At 65.7% G+C, this 15250-nt stretch carries 18 protein-coding genes and 1 riboswitch; of the genes, 9 read left to right on the top strand and 9 right to left on the bottom strand.

Annotation, left to right across the window (positions count from 1 at the left end; translation table 11 throughout):
- Positions 1-16: 16 nt before the first annotated feature.
- Positions 17-331 carry a multidrug efflux SMR transporter gene (locus tag IBX22_RS33905; protein ID WP_194819910.1) on the bottom strand — a complete coding sequence of 105 codons (315 nt, stop codon included), beginning with the start codon at positions 329-331 and terminating at the stop codon, positions 17-19.
- Positions 332-340: 9 nt separating this feature from the next.
- Positions 341-405: riboswitch (guanidine-III (ykkC-III) riboswitch) on the bottom strand.
- Between the two features lie 84 nt (positions 406-489).
- Entirely contained in the window at positions 490-1089 is a 600-nt protein-coding gene (locus tag IBX22_RS33900) for a TetR/AcrR family transcriptional regulator (RefSeq protein WP_194819909.1), read from the bottom strand.
- A gap of 238 nt (positions 1090-1327) precedes the next feature.
- On the opposite strand from IBX22_RS33900, the gene IBX22_RS33895 reads away from it, so the two are divergent.
- On the top strand, positions 1328-2197 hold the full coding sequence (locus IBX22_RS33895) for a hypothetical protein (protein WP_194819908.1): 870 nt from the start codon (positions 1328-1330) through the stop codon (positions 2195-2197).
- Between the two features lie 633 nt (positions 2198-2830).
- Positions 2831-3037 (top strand): hypothetical protein, encoded by a 207-nt coding sequence (locus tag IBX22_RS33890; RefSeq protein WP_194819907.1) that lies wholly within the window; start codon positions 2831-2833, stop codon positions 3035-3037.
- A 174-nt stretch (positions 3038-3211) separates the two neighbouring features.
- Here the strand turns inward: IBX22_RS33890 and IBX22_RS33885 are convergent, their stop codons facing one another.
- From IBX22_RS33885 to IBX22_RS33875, 3 genes are all read right to left on the bottom strand, one after another.
- Positions 3212-3760, bottom strand: coding sequence for a hypothetical protein (locus IBX22_RS33885; protein WP_194819906.1), 549 nt, complete (start codon positions 3758-3760; stop codon positions 3212-3214).
- A 164-nt stretch (positions 3761-3924) separates the two neighbouring features.
- Positions 3925-4134 carry a DUF4189 domain-containing protein gene (locus IBX22_RS33880; RefSeq protein ID WP_194819905.1) on the bottom strand — a complete coding sequence of 70 codons (210 nt, stop codon included), beginning with the start codon at positions 4132-4134 and terminating at the stop codon, positions 3925-3927.
- A 194-nt stretch (positions 4135-4328) separates the two neighbouring features.
- A complete protein-coding gene (locus tag IBX22_RS33875; RefSeq protein ID WP_194819904.1) occupies positions 4329-5147 on the bottom strand; it encodes an alpha/beta fold hydrolase in 819 nt (272 codons plus the stop codon).
- A 250-nt stretch (positions 5148-5397) separates the two neighbouring features.
- Between IBX22_RS33875 and IBX22_RS38620 the strand changes: the two genes are divergently transcribed.
- A complete protein-coding gene (locus tag IBX22_RS38620) occupies positions 5398-6141 on the top strand; it encodes a helix-turn-helix domain-containing protein (RefSeq protein ID WP_194819903.1) in 744 nt (247 codons plus the stop codon).
- Here IBX22_RS38620 and IBX22_RS33865 read toward each other — a convergent pair.
- The gene (locus IBX22_RS33865; protein WP_194819902.1) at positions 6136-7026 is read right to left on the bottom strand and encodes a LysR family transcriptional regulator; all 891 of its coding nucleotides are present in this window, start codon (positions 7024-7026) and stop codon (positions 6136-6138) included. The two genes, IBX22_RS38620 and IBX22_RS33865, sit on opposite strands and share 6 nt — an antisense overlap.
- 82 nt (positions 7027-7108) lie before the next feature.
- On the opposite strand from IBX22_RS33865, the gene IBX22_RS33860 reads away from it, so the two are divergent.
- Together IBX22_RS33860 and IBX22_RS33855 are read left to right on the top strand one after the other, a co-directional pair.
- On the top strand, positions 7109-7978 hold the full coding sequence (locus tag IBX22_RS33860) for an alpha/beta fold hydrolase (protein WP_194819901.1): 870 nt from the start codon (positions 7109-7111) through the stop codon (positions 7976-7978).
- Positions 7979-8008: 30 nt separating this feature from the next.
- Complete coding sequence (locus IBX22_RS33855; protein ID WP_228540054.1) at positions 8009-8431, top strand: PPOX class F420-dependent oxidoreductase; 423 nt, start codon at positions 8009-8011, stop codon at positions 8429-8431.
- Between the two features lie 51 nt (positions 8432-8482).
- Here IBX22_RS33855 and glpK (IBX22_RS33850) read toward each other — a convergent pair whose 3' ends face one another.
- Complete coding sequence (glpK, locus tag IBX22_RS33850) at positions 8483-9997, bottom strand: glycerol kinase GlpK (protein WP_194819900.1); 1515 nt, start codon at positions 9995-9997, stop codon at positions 8483-8485.
- Positions 9998-10053: 56 nt separating this feature from the next.
- Positions 10054-10869 (bottom strand): MIP/aquaporin family protein, encoded by an 816-nt coding sequence (locus IBX22_RS33845; protein WP_194819899.1) that lies wholly within the window; start codon positions 10867-10869, stop codon positions 10054-10056.
- Positions 10870-11110: 241 nt separating this feature from the next.
- Here IBX22_RS33845 and IBX22_RS33840 point away from each other — a divergent pair, with 241 nt between their 5' ends.
- From IBX22_RS33840 to IBX22_RS33825, 4 genes are all read left to right on the top strand, one after another.
- Positions 11111-11875, top strand: a complete 765-nt coding sequence (locus IBX22_RS33840) for an IclR family transcriptional regulator (protein ID WP_194819898.1) — start codon at positions 11111-11113, stop codon at positions 11873-11875.
- A 51-nt stretch (positions 11876-11926) separates the two neighbouring features.
- Positions 11927-13450 carry a glycerol kinase GlpK gene (gene glpK, locus IBX22_RS33835; RefSeq protein ID WP_194819897.1) on the top strand — a complete coding sequence of 508 codons (1524 nt, stop codon included), beginning with the start codon at positions 11927-11929 and terminating at the stop codon, positions 13448-13450.
- 71 nt (positions 13451-13521) lie between these two features.
- The gene (locus IBX22_RS33830) at positions 13522-14268 is read left to right on the top strand and encodes an SDR family oxidoreductase (RefSeq protein ID WP_194819896.1); all 747 of its coding nucleotides are present in this window, start codon (positions 13522-13524) and stop codon (positions 14266-14268) included.
- Positions 14269-14337: 69 nt separating this feature from the next.
- The gene (locus tag IBX22_RS33825) at positions 14338-14748 is read left to right on the top strand and encodes a hypothetical protein (RefSeq protein WP_194819895.1); all 411 of its coding nucleotides are present in this window, start codon (positions 14338-14340) and stop codon (positions 14746-14748) included.
- Between the two features lie 75 nt (positions 14749-14823).
- On the opposite strand, the gene IBX22_RS33820 is transcribed toward IBX22_RS33825, so the two are convergent.
- Positions 14824-15096, bottom strand: a complete 273-nt coding sequence (locus IBX22_RS33820; protein WP_194819894.1) for a hypothetical protein — start codon at positions 15094-15096, stop codon at positions 14824-14826.
- Positions 15097-15250 lie beyond the last annotated feature (154 nt).

The raw sequence follows: 15250 nt of genomic DNA, 5'->3' as shown, positions 1-15250 counted from the left end.
CCCCGGCACGAAGCCGCTAATGCAGGACTTTGAGTCCGATCACGCAGCCTACGATGCCGACCAGCAATGCGATCTTGAGCGCCGAAACCGACTCCGACCCGGTCACCATGGCGAACGCGATGGTCAACACCGCGCCGATGCCGACCCAGACCGCGTAGGCGGTGCCCACCGGCAAGCCGCGCATCGCGACGGCCAAGCCCGCCATGCTGATGATCAACGCGAGGAAGAACACGATCGTCGGCAACGTTTTGCTGAACCCCTCGGACTTGCCGAGTGCGGTGGCCCATACGGCCTCGAACGCGCCGGACAGCACCAGAATGAACCATGACATGACGGACCTCCAGGGCCGTCTTGTCGCGTGCCGGGTACGGCTCCCTCGTCCGGAGTCCCATCGAGGGACCGACCTCCACCATGGCAAATGCAGGCGCGGTGGGGCAACTTCGAGGTTGGTGACCTTCCTCTCCACGCCCCACGGCGCCCCGGCTACGGTTACGGCTGATCGCCGAGAAGAAAAGCGACCTGGTTGTTCAGCATGTCCGTTTCCTGTGCGGCAACGAAGTTATCGCTGGTGGTGACCCTGGCGGCAAAACCGTCGAGCAGCAGCAGGATCCACTCGGCGAGTCGTCCGGCGTCCACGTCGTCGCGGACGCGCTGATCCCGCTGGGCGGCCTGCACGGTGGCCCGCAGTGCGGCGTGCGCGATTTCGTTGTCGGCGCGCAGTGCGTCGGCGATCTCCGGACGGTGCGTGAGCCCGCCGACGACAGAGATGAATCCAGCGGCGCGTGGGTCCACCAGGCCGGCGGCGGCATGTTCGACATAGTCGAACACCACCCGGCGGGGATCTATCGGATCGGCCCGCTGCTCGAAGAATTCGCGGGTCTCGCTGGTGCTGTGTTCGAGGATCGCTACCAGCAGTGCGTCTTTCGTGGGGAAGTAGTGGAAGAACGTTCCCGAACCAATTCCGGCGGTGCGGCAGATGAGAGCGGTGGTGGCCCCGGCGTAGCCGTGTTCGGCGAAGGCGGTCAGTCCGGCGTCGATGATCTGGAGGCGTCGCGCGCGGTGTCGCTGCGGGTCGATGGGGCGGGGCACGGAGGTCATCTTAGAGAAGGGCAGTTATTGGAGTGGACACTCTGGTAATGTGCCGGGTATGCCTCTATCCGCGTGGTCGAGTGAATTCGCCTGTGGCACAAGGGATAAACGATGGGCGGCGCTCACACTCTTCGTCCTCGCTCCTGTGCTGGGGGAGGTGGCCGGCGCTTCGTTGCGGTTGAGCTACTTCACCCAGCCGCTGCGCGTAGTGGGCATCGTGTGCTTCTACGGTGCCGGGGTGGTGCTGATCCACGAAGTTGCGCAACGGCTGCGGCTGACCTGGTGGGGGCTGGTCTTGCTCGGCTGCGCCTTCGCTCTGATCGAGGAGGGCCTTGCACTGCAGACCATCTTCAACCCTGTCGGCATGGACGGCGAGGCCGTGCACGGCAGGGCGTTGGGAGTCAATTGGTTCTGGGCGGTCGTCGTGTCCGGGTACCACATTGTGTGGAGCGTCCTGCTACCCATCGCGATAGTCCATCTCGTCTTTCCGCGCTGCAGCCGCGTGCCGTGGTTATCCCGGCGCGCAGCCACTGTGCTGATTCTTCTATTCGCCTCCGGCACAGCCGTATTCCTGCTGATCTCCTATCTGCGGTCCGACTTCCGGCTGTCCTGGGTGCAAGCTGCCGCCACGATGGTTGTAGTGGCGGGCCTGGTGTGGGCCGCCACTAAGTGCAAGGAACACGGAAGCGTCGCGCTTACCGGGAGTGTGCCGCGCCGTAATGTCGTGGGACTGTTCGGTTTTGCAGCCGGAGCGGGCTGGTTCGTTCTGTTCCTGGTCGCCTTCATCGGCGGACCGATCTCGTTCATCTGGTGGACCGCCGGAGCCCTGCTGTACAGCGCCGGCACAGCGCTGCTGGTGCGGCGTTGGACCCGCCGAGCATGGACCGCCCGCCACCAGCTCGCTCTCTGCTTCGGTCTCGCCATGGCAAGCGCACTGTTCGGCCTGCTCCTGGTCGCCCTGTCCGAACACCGCGCGGACATCGCCTTCCAGTGCGCCGTCATCACCGCGCTCATTGTCGGCAACGCATGGATCCGGCGCCGCGCCAACGCTTCCCCTGCTACACCGCCGTATCGTCCGCCCGAGCGTCAGTCACGAGAATCGCGGTAGGCCAACATCTTCTGATGCCACTGTGCGCGCTGAGCAGGGGCTCGCAGGTCAGTTCGCAGCTAGCACCCCGGCACCGGGAATGACGATCTCGGCGCCGGTTACCGTGGCCACGACAGGACCGGCTCCGACCGTGACCTGCAGTGGAGTACCAGCGGTGACCCAGGCCGTGCCAGCGGAGCCGGTAGCCAGATTGCGCCTGTTCACTGCCAACTCGAGCAGCCTCCCGCTATTGGTGAGCCGCCTTTCTCGTTTCTCTGGCTGTGCCCCGAGCGAATCGCAGCAACCGCGTCGCCCGAGGCGTCGGGCTGCGATGCGTCTCTCGCAGGCTCGTTTGTTCCTCACGGCTGGATCTCGTCGAGCGGGGCGTGGAACCGTCAGCCAGGAACGTGATGGGCGGTTGCGGGGTATGTGGTGGTCGACGATGGCTCGCTCGATCTATGCGGCAGGAAGGTGGGCAGATCGCAGGTATGGTCTTGCCGTGCGCGGTGCGGGGCGTAGTTGTATGTTGTTGCGGCCCTTGGCTTCTGTGTAGATGAAAGGTGCCGTCCGATCAGCTCGCTTGCGAACCGTATGACCGGTGCGGAAAGGAATAGCACCCGCCGATCGGCGGGGCTTGTCCTCTACCATGAATGGGTGTGGTTCAAGATTGTGTTCACGTCGGTGCTGTTGCTGGCGGCCCTGTTATGGGGATTGACATGGTTGTTCGAGCATCCGGAAGTATTGGATTCCTGCGACCAGGTGCCGTGCCCGCCGGATGTGTTCACGCAGCCCACGACCACACCGTCGGCGCCGGGCGAACCGTACGCGATCACTTCGAGCGTCTACCAGTGCTGTGCGTGAAGGCAAAGCCCCACCAGCGCGGAAGCTGTTCTTTGTCTCGGACGCGGTCAACTGACACTAGACCGGCGGCCGGAGGAGCGTGGGGCCGTTGTCCTCACCGTTGAGCGGGCGGTTCTAGCGGTCCTGCGGCACACCGAAAGATCGCCGGCCAATCGTCTGGCGGCACTGAACCGCTTACGCGAAGTCGACGTCCGGCGGCGGGCATGGCGCCTCGAAGTCGCCGACTGCGACCAGCACCGCCCAGCCGACACCTACGTCCATGCGTAAAAGCCAGCAGCCCGGGGTCGCGGGTGCTTCGACACTGAAACGCCCGTCGCCGAGCGCCTCAATGTGCGCAGCCGCCTGGTCACCAGTGCTGGGTCCGGATTTGGCGAAGTACCCGCCGTCCAAACGGTCCACGGCCGGAGACACGGTTACCTCGAGCGGTCCATCACCACGAAGTGGTGGGCTGTTCGGTGGCCAGTAGCGTGGAGCCAGGCGCAGGCCCTCGGCGATTACGCCGTCGCACGTATGGTGAGCGCCGATCATGACCGGATCGGTGGTTCCGCCGGTTGCGTTGCGGACCACCTCAACGGTGGGTGGCTCCGTGCATTCCTCCTGGCTCGCGGTTGCACCGCACGCGGAATTGAATGTGGAGACAGCCAATACACCCACCATCATCAAGTGTCGAGTCCGCATGCGTGAGTATTGCACCGTCCACCAGCAGTAATCGATGCGGAACATCGCCCGCGCCTGGCGCCTCGACTGTTCGAGGTCAGGCGTTGGTAGTACAGACCACTTCGCTGATACCTGTCCCCGAACGGTCCGCGGAACCGACGTTGGCCAGCAGCGCGGGCGGGTAGTAGCGGCCCAGACTGGCGTGGGCGGCGAAGAGGGCGGTCGAACGGTCAGGACCTGGTGCAGTCGGAGGCACCATCCCACCCGCAGTTGTCGAGTGCCTCGTCGATCGCCGCTTCGACACTGACCGCATCGACACTCGTGCCGTAGGACCATTCTTGCTCGCTGAAGGCGATCGCGCCGAACAGTCCGAGGTCACCTGCCGGATCGTCGGCATTGGCCGAACCAGCACCGATCACCGACCCGCCCGCCAGACTCAACGCTGCAAACGCGATAGCGGCCTTGCCAGTTACAGAAAGCTTGACGAATCTTCCATGACCGCTGCCGGTTTTGCTTGTCCAGTCCGGAGAATCACAGTCCGCACCACCAGCTATGAGAACAAGCGGGGATTCCTGAAGGCAACGGCCCGGCCGGCTATTCGCGTTGTCTGCCGGGCCGTTCGACCACCTTGTCTTCAGGGTTGCTGCCTGCGGTCGGCCTTGGCAACCGTGCGGACTGCTTCGGCGATGGTGGGGAAGTCCTTGCGCAGGATGTTGCCGTGGTTGCTGGGGACTTTCGCGTGGATTTCGATGTTCGGGTTTCGCTCGACCACTTTGTGCAGGCTGGCGCGGATGCGTTCCTGCTCATCACCTTTGCTGCCGAGCGAGGACCCCGAGGCGTTCACATATCGGGTCGGGACCGTGATGTTGTCCATCACCGGACCCAGCACACGCTCGCGAGCGATCTCGCCGGCCTCGATGTTGCTGTCGGCCATCTGTTCAGCAGTCATCCGCGCGCCCAGGCCCACCGTGCGCATCAGCGGCATCAACCAGCCCAGCCGCCGCCACAGTTTCCGCATGCCCTCGATATCGACCTCGTCGATCCAGTCGTGCGGTTGGGCGCCCTCGACCAGGACGGCGCCCACGGTCCGATCGGGGTTGCGGCTGGCCCAGTGTGCCGCGACGAACGCGCCGTAGGACCAGCCGATCACCAACGCCCGCTGCACATCTCGGGCCGCGAGCACGGCGTCGACATCGGCGACGTTGGTCTCGAACGAATAGTCCGCCGAGGTCTGCGATTTGCCGCGGGCCCGCATGTCGTAGGTGATGTGCCGGAACTCCGGACCGAGTTCGGTGATGACCCGCCGCCAGTATTTCTGGGTGGCGACGTGGCCGTTGACATAGAGCACCGTGATGCCGGCGCCGCCGGTGTCGGTGACGGCCAGGGCCGTGTCATCGACCGCCACCATGCCGGTCCATGTCGAATCGGTCGGGGAAATGCTGTTTTTCCGCATCGGTTTCTCCTGGTCGCATCGTGCTGTTCGCGTTCTTTCCTGACACCAGAAACGCTACGTAGCTTTCCAAGTCCAGGCAACATATATCTGTGGCGATGAGGCGTATATATGCAGCTAGGAGTAGGTATATTGTTGCGATGGCTGTCGGGATAACGCAACGACGGACTGTTGGAGCGTTGCGATGAGCAGAAGATGGACACTACAGTCGGGACGTCGGGAACCACCGCGAATGACCACGAGGAGAATCGCTATGTCGGGAGGCAGGCTCACCCAGTCCGAACGCCGGCAGATCGCGCAGGGCCTGGCCGACAACCTCCCGTACGCGGCGATCGCCCGACGCCTGGACCGTCCGACCTCGACGATCACGCGGGAAGTGATGCGCAACGGCGGGCCCACGGACTACCGCGCCGACCAGGCCCAACGCGCCACCGAACGCCGCGCCCACCGTCGCGCGCAGCCTGCGCCGCGAGGGCAGGAATCGCTAGTGACGGGCAACGGGCGCGACGCCGAGGCGGTACGCCACTACGAGGAAACCTTCACCACCCTGCTCATGCACCAGGGCATGTCCAGATCGATGGCTCGGGTGCTGACCTGCCTTTTCACCGCCGACGCGGGCAGCCTCACCGCCTCCGAAGTTGTCCAGCGCCTGCAAATCAGCCCGCCGTCGGTCTCCAAGGCAATCAAAGCTCTCGAAATCCAGGGACTGGTCCGCCGGGAATCCGACGAGCGCCGGCGCGTGCGCTACATCGTCGACGACAACGTCTGGTACCAGGCGACGGTCGACAGCGCCCGCGGCATGGCCCAGGTCGCCGAGATCACCCGGCAGGGCGTCGACGTCTTCGGCCGCGGCACCCCGACCGCGACCCGCCTGGAGAACATGGCCCGCTTCAGCGACTTCATCAGCGAGACCATCCTCCAGGCCGCGGCACGGGGCCGCGAGGTTCTCTACACAAAACCCGAAACAAGCTCGGAGAACTCACGTCTGATCTCATAACTGGTGTGCCAGCTCGGTGGCGGCCTCGACGGCGATGTCGATGGCGCGGGCCACGAGGGGTGATTGGGTGCGTTCGGCCGGCCAGTGCAGATAGATCTCGCGGGTGGGGGAGGGTTGCAGTCGGTGGATGCTGAGGTGGCTGTCGGACTGTGCGTCGGATCCGTGCAGGGCGAGTGCGGGCAGCACCGCTGAGCCGGTGCCCGCTCGAACCATCGCAACGATGGTGTCGTGGCCGGTAGTTCGAAACACGATCTGGGGCCGCGCGCCACTATCGGCGAGGGTCCGTTCCAACCATGTTTGGTGGTAGGTGGGTGGCCAGGCGACCATCGGTGCGCCGTCGAGCAGCTCGACCGGTACCGGCCCATCGGGGAATGCGCCGGCTCTGGCCACCAGAAGGTAGTGCTCGTCGAGCAGTTTGAGGTGTTCGACGTCGCCCGCGATTCGGCCGTCGTAGAACAGCAGGTCGAGATCTCCGATCTGCGGGTCCGGCTCCACCTCCGAGAGCCGGATGTCGCAGCCGGGGTACTCATCGAGCAATCGCCGCACCACGCCCGGCAGGATCAGTTTGGTCACGCCCGGGAAAGTGCCGATGTCGATCCGCCCGTTGCCCGCCCGGAAGCGATCGACGGCGTCGGCCAGGGCTTTCGCCTGCGTGAGCAGACCGCGTCCGTGAGCCAGGACCACCTCGCCGAGGGGCGTGATCCGGACCGGCCGGGGACCTCCGGGCCGGTCGAAGACGGCGCCCCCGACGGCCTTCTCCAGCGCCGCGATCTGCTGGCTCACCGAGGATTGGGTGTAGCCGAGCCTTCCCGCCGCCCGCCCGAACGTCCCTTCCTCGGCAACGGCCGCCATGGTTCTGAGGTGGCGTAACTCGAGGTCAACCATCTCTCGATCATAAGCATTGGCGATTGATTCGATCGCTAATCATCGCTTTTCATAATAAGCACGCGAATTTAGGCTCATTCACATGACGACCTACCCGACACAACGGCACACGGAGATCCTCGAACTCGACGGCCTCGAGTTGGCGATCGAGCGCTGCGGTCCCCGCGGCGCACCCGCACTGCTGCTCATCGCCGGCGGCGCTCAGTCGATGGACTGGTGGACACCGGAGTTCTGCGACCGGCTCGGCGCCGGCGAGCTGCAGGTTATCCGGTACGACCACCGCGATACCGGTCAATCGAGCGCCTCCGAGCCGGGCCGCCCCGACTACACCGGCGATGACCTCGCCGCCGATCCGCTGCGCATCCTCGATGCCCTCGGCATCGACAAGGCGCATCTGGTGGGCATGTCGATGGGCGGCGGTATCGCCCAGAACATCGCGGTGCGCGCACCCGAGCGAGTGCTCACGTTGACGCTCATCGAAACCAGCCCCGCAGGTGGCGACGGCAGTCCGCTACCGCCGCCGACCCGGCAGGTCGCCGCAAGTTGGGAGCAGCCCGAACCTGAAATCGACTGGGCCGACGAGTCCGCGGTCATCGACTATCGCGTCGAGGTCGAGCGGCCATACATCGGCACGCTCGGTTTCGACGAGGACCGCGTGCGGGCCCTGGCAACCCTCGAAGTGCGCCGCAGCCGCAACATGGCGTCGTCGATGACGAACCACTTCCTCGCCGCACCCGGAACTGCGGTGGACCCGGCCGAGATTCGCGTGCCGACTCTCGTCCTGCACAGTGCCGACGACCCGATGTTCCCGCTTCCGCACGGCGAGGCGCTCGCGCGAATGATCCCGGAGGCCCGGCTCGTGCGCCTGGCGGGCATGGGTCACGAGATTCCGCCGCCTGCCGTGTGGGACACGGTCATACCGGCGCTGCACACCCACCTACGGCACTCCTGACCAGGCCGCAACGAACAGAACGGAACGCTCATGACCACTATGACCGACACCGAGTGGCGAGCCTTCGTCACAGCGGGAACAAAACTTGCCCACGTAGGTCTCACTCGCCCCGACGGACGGCCGCACCTCACCCCCGTCTGCTTCATCCTCGACGGTGACGAATTCGCCTTCGCCCTGTCGCCGGGAAGTGTGAAGGGCCAGAGTCTCGCTCGTGATCGGCGCCTCGCACTCTGCGTCAGCGACGAGCGGCAGCCATACGGCTTCGTCACCATCGAAGGAGAAGCACGAATCTCCGCCGAACCGGACGAGATCGAACACATCGCCAGGGGCATCGCAGACCGCTACTACCCCGATCAGCCTGCCCAAGCGATCGCGGAATCATTTGTCCAGGAAGGCTTCACGGCGGTTCGGATCAGCATCACCAAGATCATCGCCCGATCCGGCCTCGGCTGAGATGCGGTGCCCGACCCGGCCGCACGGCCGGGAACGGGCACGCGCCGTAGCTCAGTCCTCGTCCTCGACCCAGTCGAAGGTCTTGGTGACGGCCTTCTTCCAGTTGCGGTACTCGCGGGCGCGGCGGTCTTCGTCCATCGCCGGGGTCCACCGCTTGTCCTCGGCCCAGTTCTGCCGGATGGCGTCCTCGGATTCCCAGAATCCGACGGCGAGTCCGGCGGCGTAAGCGGCGCCGAGGGCGGTGGTTTCGGCGACGACCGGACGGATGACCTCCACGCCGAGGATGTCCGCCTGGAACTGCATCAGCAATTCGTTGACCACCATGCCGCCGTCGACCTTGAGCGCGGTCAGCGCGACCCCGGAGTCTGCGTTCATGGCGTCGATCACCTCGCGGGTCTGGAAGGCGGTGGCCTCCAGAACCGCGCGGGCGAGGTGACCCTTGTTCACGAATCGGGTGAGACCGACGATGCCGCCGCGCGCGTCCGACCGCCAGTACGGTGCGAACAGCCCGGAGAACGCGGGCACGAAGTAGGCGCCGCCGTTGTCCTCGACGCTGCGGGCGTGCTCTTCGATCTCGGCGGCCGAGGCGATCATGCCGAGGTTGTCGCGCAGCCACTGCACCAGCGAGCCCGTCACCGCGATGGAGCCTTCGAGCGCGTAAACCGGTTTGGCGTCACCGATCTGGTAGCACACGGTGGTGAGGAGCCCGTTCTGCGACAGCACCTTGTCGGTTCCGGTGTTGAGGAGCACGAAATTGCCGGTGCCGTAAGTGTTCTTGGCTTCGCCCGGGGACAGGCAGGCCTGGCCGAAGGTGGCGGCCTGCTGGTCACCGAGGATGCCGGCGATGGGCACACCGGCGAGTGCGCCGCGCGCCCGCACCTGGCCGTACACCTCGGAGGAGGAGTAGATGCGGGGCAGCATCGACAGCGGCACACCCATTTCGGCCGCGATCTCGGCGTCCCATTGCAGGGTGTCGAGGTCCATCAGCAGTGTGCGGGAGGCGTTGGTCGGGTCGGTCCCGTGCACGCCGCCGTCGACTCCGCCAGTCATGTTCCACAGAATCCAGGAGTCCATGTTGCCGAACGCCAGCTCCCCGGCTTCGGCCCGCGCGCGGGCGCCTTCGACGTTGTCGAGGATCCACTTGATCTTCGGCCCGGAAAAGTAGGTGGCCAGCGGCAATCCGGTTTTGTCCCGGTAGCGTTCCTGGCCGCCGCCGAGCCGGCCGAGCTCGTCGGCGATCCGGTCGGTGCGGGTGTCCTGCCAGACGATCGCGTTGTAGACCGGTTCGCCGGTGGCGCGGTCCCAGACGACGGTGGTTTCGCGCTGGTTGGTGATGCCGACGGCGACGATATCGGCGGCGGTGAGGTCGCCTTTGGCGAGGGCGCCTGCGACGACGGCGCGGGTGTTCTCCCAGATCTCGGCCGGGTCGTGTTCCACCCATCCGGCGCGCGGGAAGATCTGGGCGTGTTCGCGCTGGTCGACCGCGACGACCGTGCCCGCGTGATCGAAGATCATGGCGCGAGTCGAGGTGGTGCCCTGGTCGATCGCTGCGACGTATCGTGACATCCGGTGGTGCTCCTTCGAAATTCTGGAAAGTTGTTGCTGCTGAGTATGTTCGGTGCTCAGAAGATGAGCTGCGAAACCAGTCCGGCCGCGACGCCGCCGAGGATCGGGCCCAGGACCGGCACCCAGGCGTAGGCCCAGTCGCTGGAATCTTTGGTTTCCTCGGCAGTGGGCGCGGCGGCCGCGCCCAGGCTGGGCGAGTGGGCGGCCGTGGCGGCAACGGCGGTGCGCCGCATCGGAAGCACAGCGTGCGCGATGCGCGGGCCGAGGTCACGTGCCGGGTTGATGGCGTAGCCGGTCGGGCCGCCGAGCGAGGCGCCGATGCCGACGACCAGCAGGGCGGCGGCGAGCGGGCCCAGGCCCGACGGTGTCTTACCGAGCGAAAGGATCACCAGGACAAGGACGAACGTGGCGATGAACTCGGTGGCCAGGTTCCAGCGGTAGTCCCGGATCGCCGGGCCGGTGGAAAAGACGGCCAGTTTCTTGCCCGCGTCGGGTTCGGCGTCGAAATGGCTCTTGTAGGTCAGGTACGTCGCGCAGGCGCCCAGGAACGCGCCGAGGAACTGCCCGGCCAGATAGACCAGGGTCGCTCCGAAGCCGACCGCGACCCCCGGCGCGTACTCGCTGGCTCCACTGGACGCGATGCCCAATGTCACCGCCGGATTGAGATGACCACCGGACTGGAAGGCGATGTAGACACCGGCCATGACGCCGAAACCCCAGCCGATATTGATCAGGAGCCAGCCCCCGTCGAAGCCTTTGGATTTCACCAGCAGCACATTGGCCACCACGCCGCCGCCGAGCAGAAGCAGCACCGCCGTACCTGCCAGTTCGCTGACGAATACCGTTGCGAGACTCACGTTGTCTCCATTCATTTTCGAGGGTCGAAAGTGCGCGGGACGTTACGGTCGGGTTTCGAGGGCGGCAACGACGTGCGTTCGACATTGCCGAACGCCCACCGTGGCGTGGGCACTGGACGGTCGGTACGCTGCGGCACACTATGACTCAGATCACATTCGCGAACACGCAGGTCACGCGGGTTACGCCGGGTGGGCAGGGTGAACCGAAATCGAGTTCGACATTGTCGAACCGCGCCGATGAAATACGTTGTCCGCTATGCCAGGCCCAGTGCAATCGATCGAACGAGCCGGCGCGATCCTGCGCCTGCTCGCCCGCGGCTCCGGCCGCCTCGGGGTCGCCGAAATCGCCAGCACGCTCGATCTCGCGAAAGGCACCGCGCACGGAATCCTGCGCACCCTGCAGGCCATCGGGTTCGTCGAGCAGGAGCAAGCCGGCGGCAAATACCGGCTCGGCGCCGCGCTACTGCACTTGGGCTCGAGCTATCTCGACGCCAATGAACTACGCTCACGGGCGATCAACTGGGCCGATGCTCTCGCCGCCCGCAGCGGCGCCGCCGTGCGAATCGGCACACCCGCCGAAGGCCAGCTGCTGGTCGTCCACCACGTCTTCCGGCCCGACGACACTCCGCAAACCCTCGATGTCGGCGCTTTGCTGCCGCTGCACGCCACCGCGCTCGGCCGCGTCCTGCTCGCCTACGACAGCGATCTCGCGTCGCGGGTGCGCGCCGCCGGACTCCCGGCCTTCACTCGCCGCACCTGCACCGATCCGGCATTGCTCAGCACCTCGCTGGCGGAGGTCCGCGAGCACGGCTGGGCGGGCGAATACGGCGAACTGGTACCCGGCGAAGCGAGTATCGCCGCCCCGATCCGCGCGCACGGCGGCCTCGTGGTCGGCGCCATCGGTATCGCCGGAGCCGCCGAACGGCTCTTTCCGAGCGTGCGGCGACCGGAACCGACACTGCTCGGGTACGTGCTCGACGCGGCCCGCGCGGTGTCACGAGACCTGGTCGCGGTCAAGTAATCCGGGGGCATCACCCGATCTCGGTGCGTTCCACCTACCGAGAGGCGCACGATGCAGCGCTATGTGATGGCCATCGATCAAGGCACCACCTCCACCCGCTGCATCGTGTTCGACTCCGGCGGCCGGCTGGTCTCGGTGGCGCAGCGCGAACATCAGCACTACTTCCCGAAACCCGGCTGGGCCGAACAAGACGCGATGGAGATCTGGCGCAACGTCGACCGGATCATGCCGCGGGCCCTGCGCGAGGCCGGCGTCGACCGCGCCCAGATCGCGGCGCTGGGCATCACCAATCAGCGCGAGACCAGCGTGGTGTGGGACCGGCACACCGGCATCCCGGTGGGCAAGGCGATCGGCTGGCAGGACATGCGCACCGAGGATCTGGTGCTCGAACTCGGCGCACAACCCGGCGCCCACCGCGTGCTCGAACTCAGCGGACTCCCGCTGACCACCTATTTCACCGCACCCAAGCTGCGCTGGCTGCTGGACTCGGTACCCGGGCTGCGGGCTCGCGCCGAACGCGGCGACGTCCTGTTCGGGACCATGGAGACCTGGCTGATCTGGAACCTGACCGGCGGCGCCGACGGCGGGATCCATCTCACCGACGTCACCAATGCCAGCCGGACCCTGCTGATGAACCTGGAAACCCTGGCCTGGGACGCGGACCTGTTGTCGTTCTTCGACATTCCGCGGGCGATGCTCCCGCAGATCCGGTCCAGCAGTGAGGTGTACGGCACGACACGGCGAGTGGTCCCGGGCATCCCGATCGCCGCCGCCCTCGGCGATCAGCAGGCCGCGCTGTTCGGGCAAACCTGTTTCTCCCCGGGCGAAACCAAATGCACCTACGGCACCGGCAGTTTCCTGCTGCGCAATACCGGCCCGTCCCCGGTCCGGTCGACGCACGGACTGCTCACCACCGTCGCCTATCAAATCGGTTCCGCGCCAGCGATGTACGCGCTGGAAGGGTCCATCGCGGTGACCGGCTCGCTGGTGCAATGGTTCCGGGACGGCCTCGGATTGATTTCCAGCGCACCGGAAATCGAGACCCTCGCGCGCACCGTCGACGACAACGGCGGCTGCTACATCGTCCCCGCGTTCTCCGGGCTGTTCGCCCCGCATTGGCGCAGCGAAGCCCGCGGCATCATCGTCGGCCTCACCTCCTATGTGAATAAAGGGCATCTGGCCCGCGCGGTCCTGGAGGCCACCGCCTGGCAGACCCGCGAGGTGGTGGACGCGATGAACGCCGACTCCGGTTTGCAGGCAACGGAATTGAAAGTCGACGGCGGCATGACCACCGACCACCTGCTCATGCAGACCGTCGCCGACGTGCTCGATGTTCCGGTGATGCGTCCGATGATCATCGAGACCGTCTCGCTCGGCGCCGCCTACGCCGCCGGCCTCGCCGTGGGTTACTGGGCGGATCTGGAAGTGCTGCGCCGCAATTGGCATCGCGCCGCCCAGTGGTCACCCCAGCAGGACCCCGAACGGGTGCGGGCCGAGTACGTCAAGTGGAAGCGCGCGGTGGAACTGACCTTCGGCTGGTCCCAGCCCGCGCGCTCGAACCTCATGTCCGGATGAGCGGCACGGATTTTGGGGCCGGATCTTGGGGACAGCGATGATTTTCGCGGGCGGGGATCGTCTGATCCTGCATGCGATTGAACGGTAAGAGTGCGGTGGTGTACGGCGCCGCCGGCAATATGGGCAGCGTGACAGCGCGGGCGTTCGCTCGAGAGGGTGCCCATGTGTACCTGGCCGGGCGGACCGAGGCGACACTCGACAAGTTGGCCCTGGAGATCAACAACCTGGGCGGACGAGCGACGGCGACGCGGATCGACGTGTTCGATCAAGCAGCGGTCGAGGCACACGCCGATCGCATTGTGACCGAGGCGGGGCGGCTGGACATCTCTTTCAACGCGGTGGGCATGAGCGCGGTGCAAGACGTGCCGCTCGTGGATATGAAGATCGAAGACTTCATGACCCCGATCGTCGACGCGGCGCGTTCACACTTCATCACCACGACCGCGGCTGCGCGCCGCATGACCGCCCAGGGCTCCGGGGTCATCGTGCTGCTCTCGAGCTCTGCGGCGCTGGAATCCCGCCACCGCATGGGCGGATTCAACCTGGCCTGTGCGGGAGTCGAAGCCCTCAACCGAAGCCTCGCCGGCGAGGTAGGCAGGGCGGGCGTTCGGGTCGTATGCATCCGCCCGAACTTCGCCCCCGAGACAGTTCCTGGCTTGTCCGACGACGACCTCCAGCCCTTGATTCGCGACACCCAGCTCGGACGACTCCCTCGCCTGGCCGAAGTCGCCGAGGCCGCAGTTTATGCCGCCACTGCCGGAGCGGGCGCCATGACCGGCGCGGTCCTCAACCTGACCTGCGGCGCCCTCACCGACTGAACCCGCCTCATGCCCCCGCTTTGTGCGCTTCGAAGCGCGCCTACCCTTGGGGCAGGGAGGAAACACAATATGAGCAACGTCGTAAAAGTCCTTGCGGGGGTAGCCATTGCGCTGGCACCTGGCGCAGCGGCACACGCGGTACCAGCGGATCCGTTCGGGCCCTTCGGTTATCGACAGATACAGCTGGAAATGCCCGAACATCAAGCATTAGCGACCGGAATGGTCGAGACCTACAGCACCGGGCTCGGGCAGGACCGGTGCGACCATTTCCCGTGGCGCGGTATGCCGGGGGCCGCAGGGGGAATCACGGTGTCTTCGGAACATGGAGTAGTTCTGATCTCCGCCCGACCAGGACAACTGACGGCAGAAGGCATCGGTAAGGGTTCCACACGTGCCGCGGTCGAGGCCGCGTATGACGTTCATGAGGCTGCAAACGGTCGAATGGAGGCAGCGGTGCCGGGCAATCCGAACGCGGTCTAAAGCTTTGTTTACGAACATGACACGGTGCAAGGCTTCGGTTTGTGGAGCAAATACGTCATCGATTGTCAGGCGTAGCTACGACGCCTTCGCTGGATGGTGACTCGTTGCTCTCACAAACAGTCCGACAACCGACCCGACGACCGCCCCGACAACAACAAGCCCGATGGAGACTGTCCAGGGCTCGTACGCCGTCGCGACGTCGACCGTCTCGGTCATTTGCGGGTCAATCGTTGCGCAGGTGAGCGATGTCGTTCCGGCTCCACCGACGATCAGCCACCAGAAGACGCCGCTGAACACCGCACCGAGAATCGCTCCAAGCGCTGCCGAATACAGGACGGGACTTTTCACAGTTACGCTTCCATTCCGTTTCTGGTTGACTTGCTACCGGACGTGGGATGGTGCGGACTGAATGGTCGCGGCATGGTGAAACCCCTTCCCGTTCGGTAGATCACGAACTGACCACCGTGCCTTGAATGTTGCGCGAAAGATCAACTTCTAAACG

The sequence above is a fragment of the Nocardia sp. XZ_19_385 genome (assembly GCF_015355755.1).
Lineage (GTDB): Bacteria > Actinomycetota > Actinomycetes > Mycobacteriales > Mycobacteriaceae > Nocardia.
The sequence above is the reverse complement of the archived record's forward strand: the minus strand, read 5'-3'. Positions and strand labels throughout refer to the sequence as shown.

What these genes read in the sequence shown, in the direction of transcription:
- IBX22_RS33905 (WP_194819910.1), bottom strand. Translation starts at nt 331, where the DNA reads ATGTCATGGTTCATTCTGGTGCTGTCCGGCGCGTTCGAGGCCGTATGG.
- IBX22_RS33885 (WP_194819906.1), bottom strand. Translation starts at nt 3,760, where the DNA reads ATGTTCCGCATCGATTACTGCTGGTGGACGGTGCAATACTCACGCATG.
- IBX22_RS33875 (WP_194819904.1), bottom strand. Translation starts at nt 5,147, where the DNA reads ATGCGGAAAAACAGCATTTCCCCGACCGATTCGACATGGACCGGCATG.
- IBX22_RS38620 (WP_194819903.1), top strand. Translation starts at nt 5,398, where the DNA reads ATGTCGGGAGGCAGGCTCACCCAGTCCGAACGCCGGCAGATCGCGCAG.
- IBX22_RS33865 (WP_194819902.1), bottom strand. Translation starts at nt 7,026, where the DNA reads ATGGTTGACCTCGAGTTACGCCACCTCAGAACCATGGCGGCCGTTGCC.
- IBX22_RS33860 (WP_194819901.1), top strand. Translation starts at nt 7,109, where the DNA reads ATGACGACCTACCCGACACAACGGCACACGGAGATCCTCGAACTCGAC.
- IBX22_RS33855 (WP_228540054.1), top strand. Translation starts at nt 8,009, where the DNA reads ATGACCACTATGACCGACACCGAGTGGCGAGCCTTCGTCACAGCGGGA.
- glpK (WP_194819900.1), bottom strand. Translation starts at nt 9,997, where the DNA reads ATGTCACGATACGTCGCAGCGATCGACCAGGGCACCACCTCGACTCGC.
- IBX22_RS33845 (WP_194819899.1), bottom strand. Translation starts at nt 10,869, where the DNA reads ATGAATGGAGACAACGTGAGTCTCGCAACGGTATTCGTCAGCGAACTG.
- IBX22_RS33840 (WP_194819898.1), top strand. Translation starts at nt 11,111, where the DNA reads ATGCCAGGCCCAGTGCAATCGATCGAACGAGCCGGCGCGATCCTGCGC.
- glpK (WP_194819897.1), top strand. Translation starts at nt 11,927, where the DNA reads ATGCAGCGCTATGTGATGGCCATCGATCAAGGCACCACCTCCACCCGC.
- IBX22_RS33830 (WP_194819896.1), top strand. Translation starts at nt 13,522, where the DNA reads ATGCGATTGAACGGTAAGAGTGCGGTGGTGTACGGCGCCGCCGGCAAT.
- IBX22_RS33825 (WP_194819895.1), top strand. Translation starts at nt 14,338, where the DNA reads ATGAGCAACGTCGTAAAAGTCCTTGCGGGGGTAGCCATTGCGCTGGCA.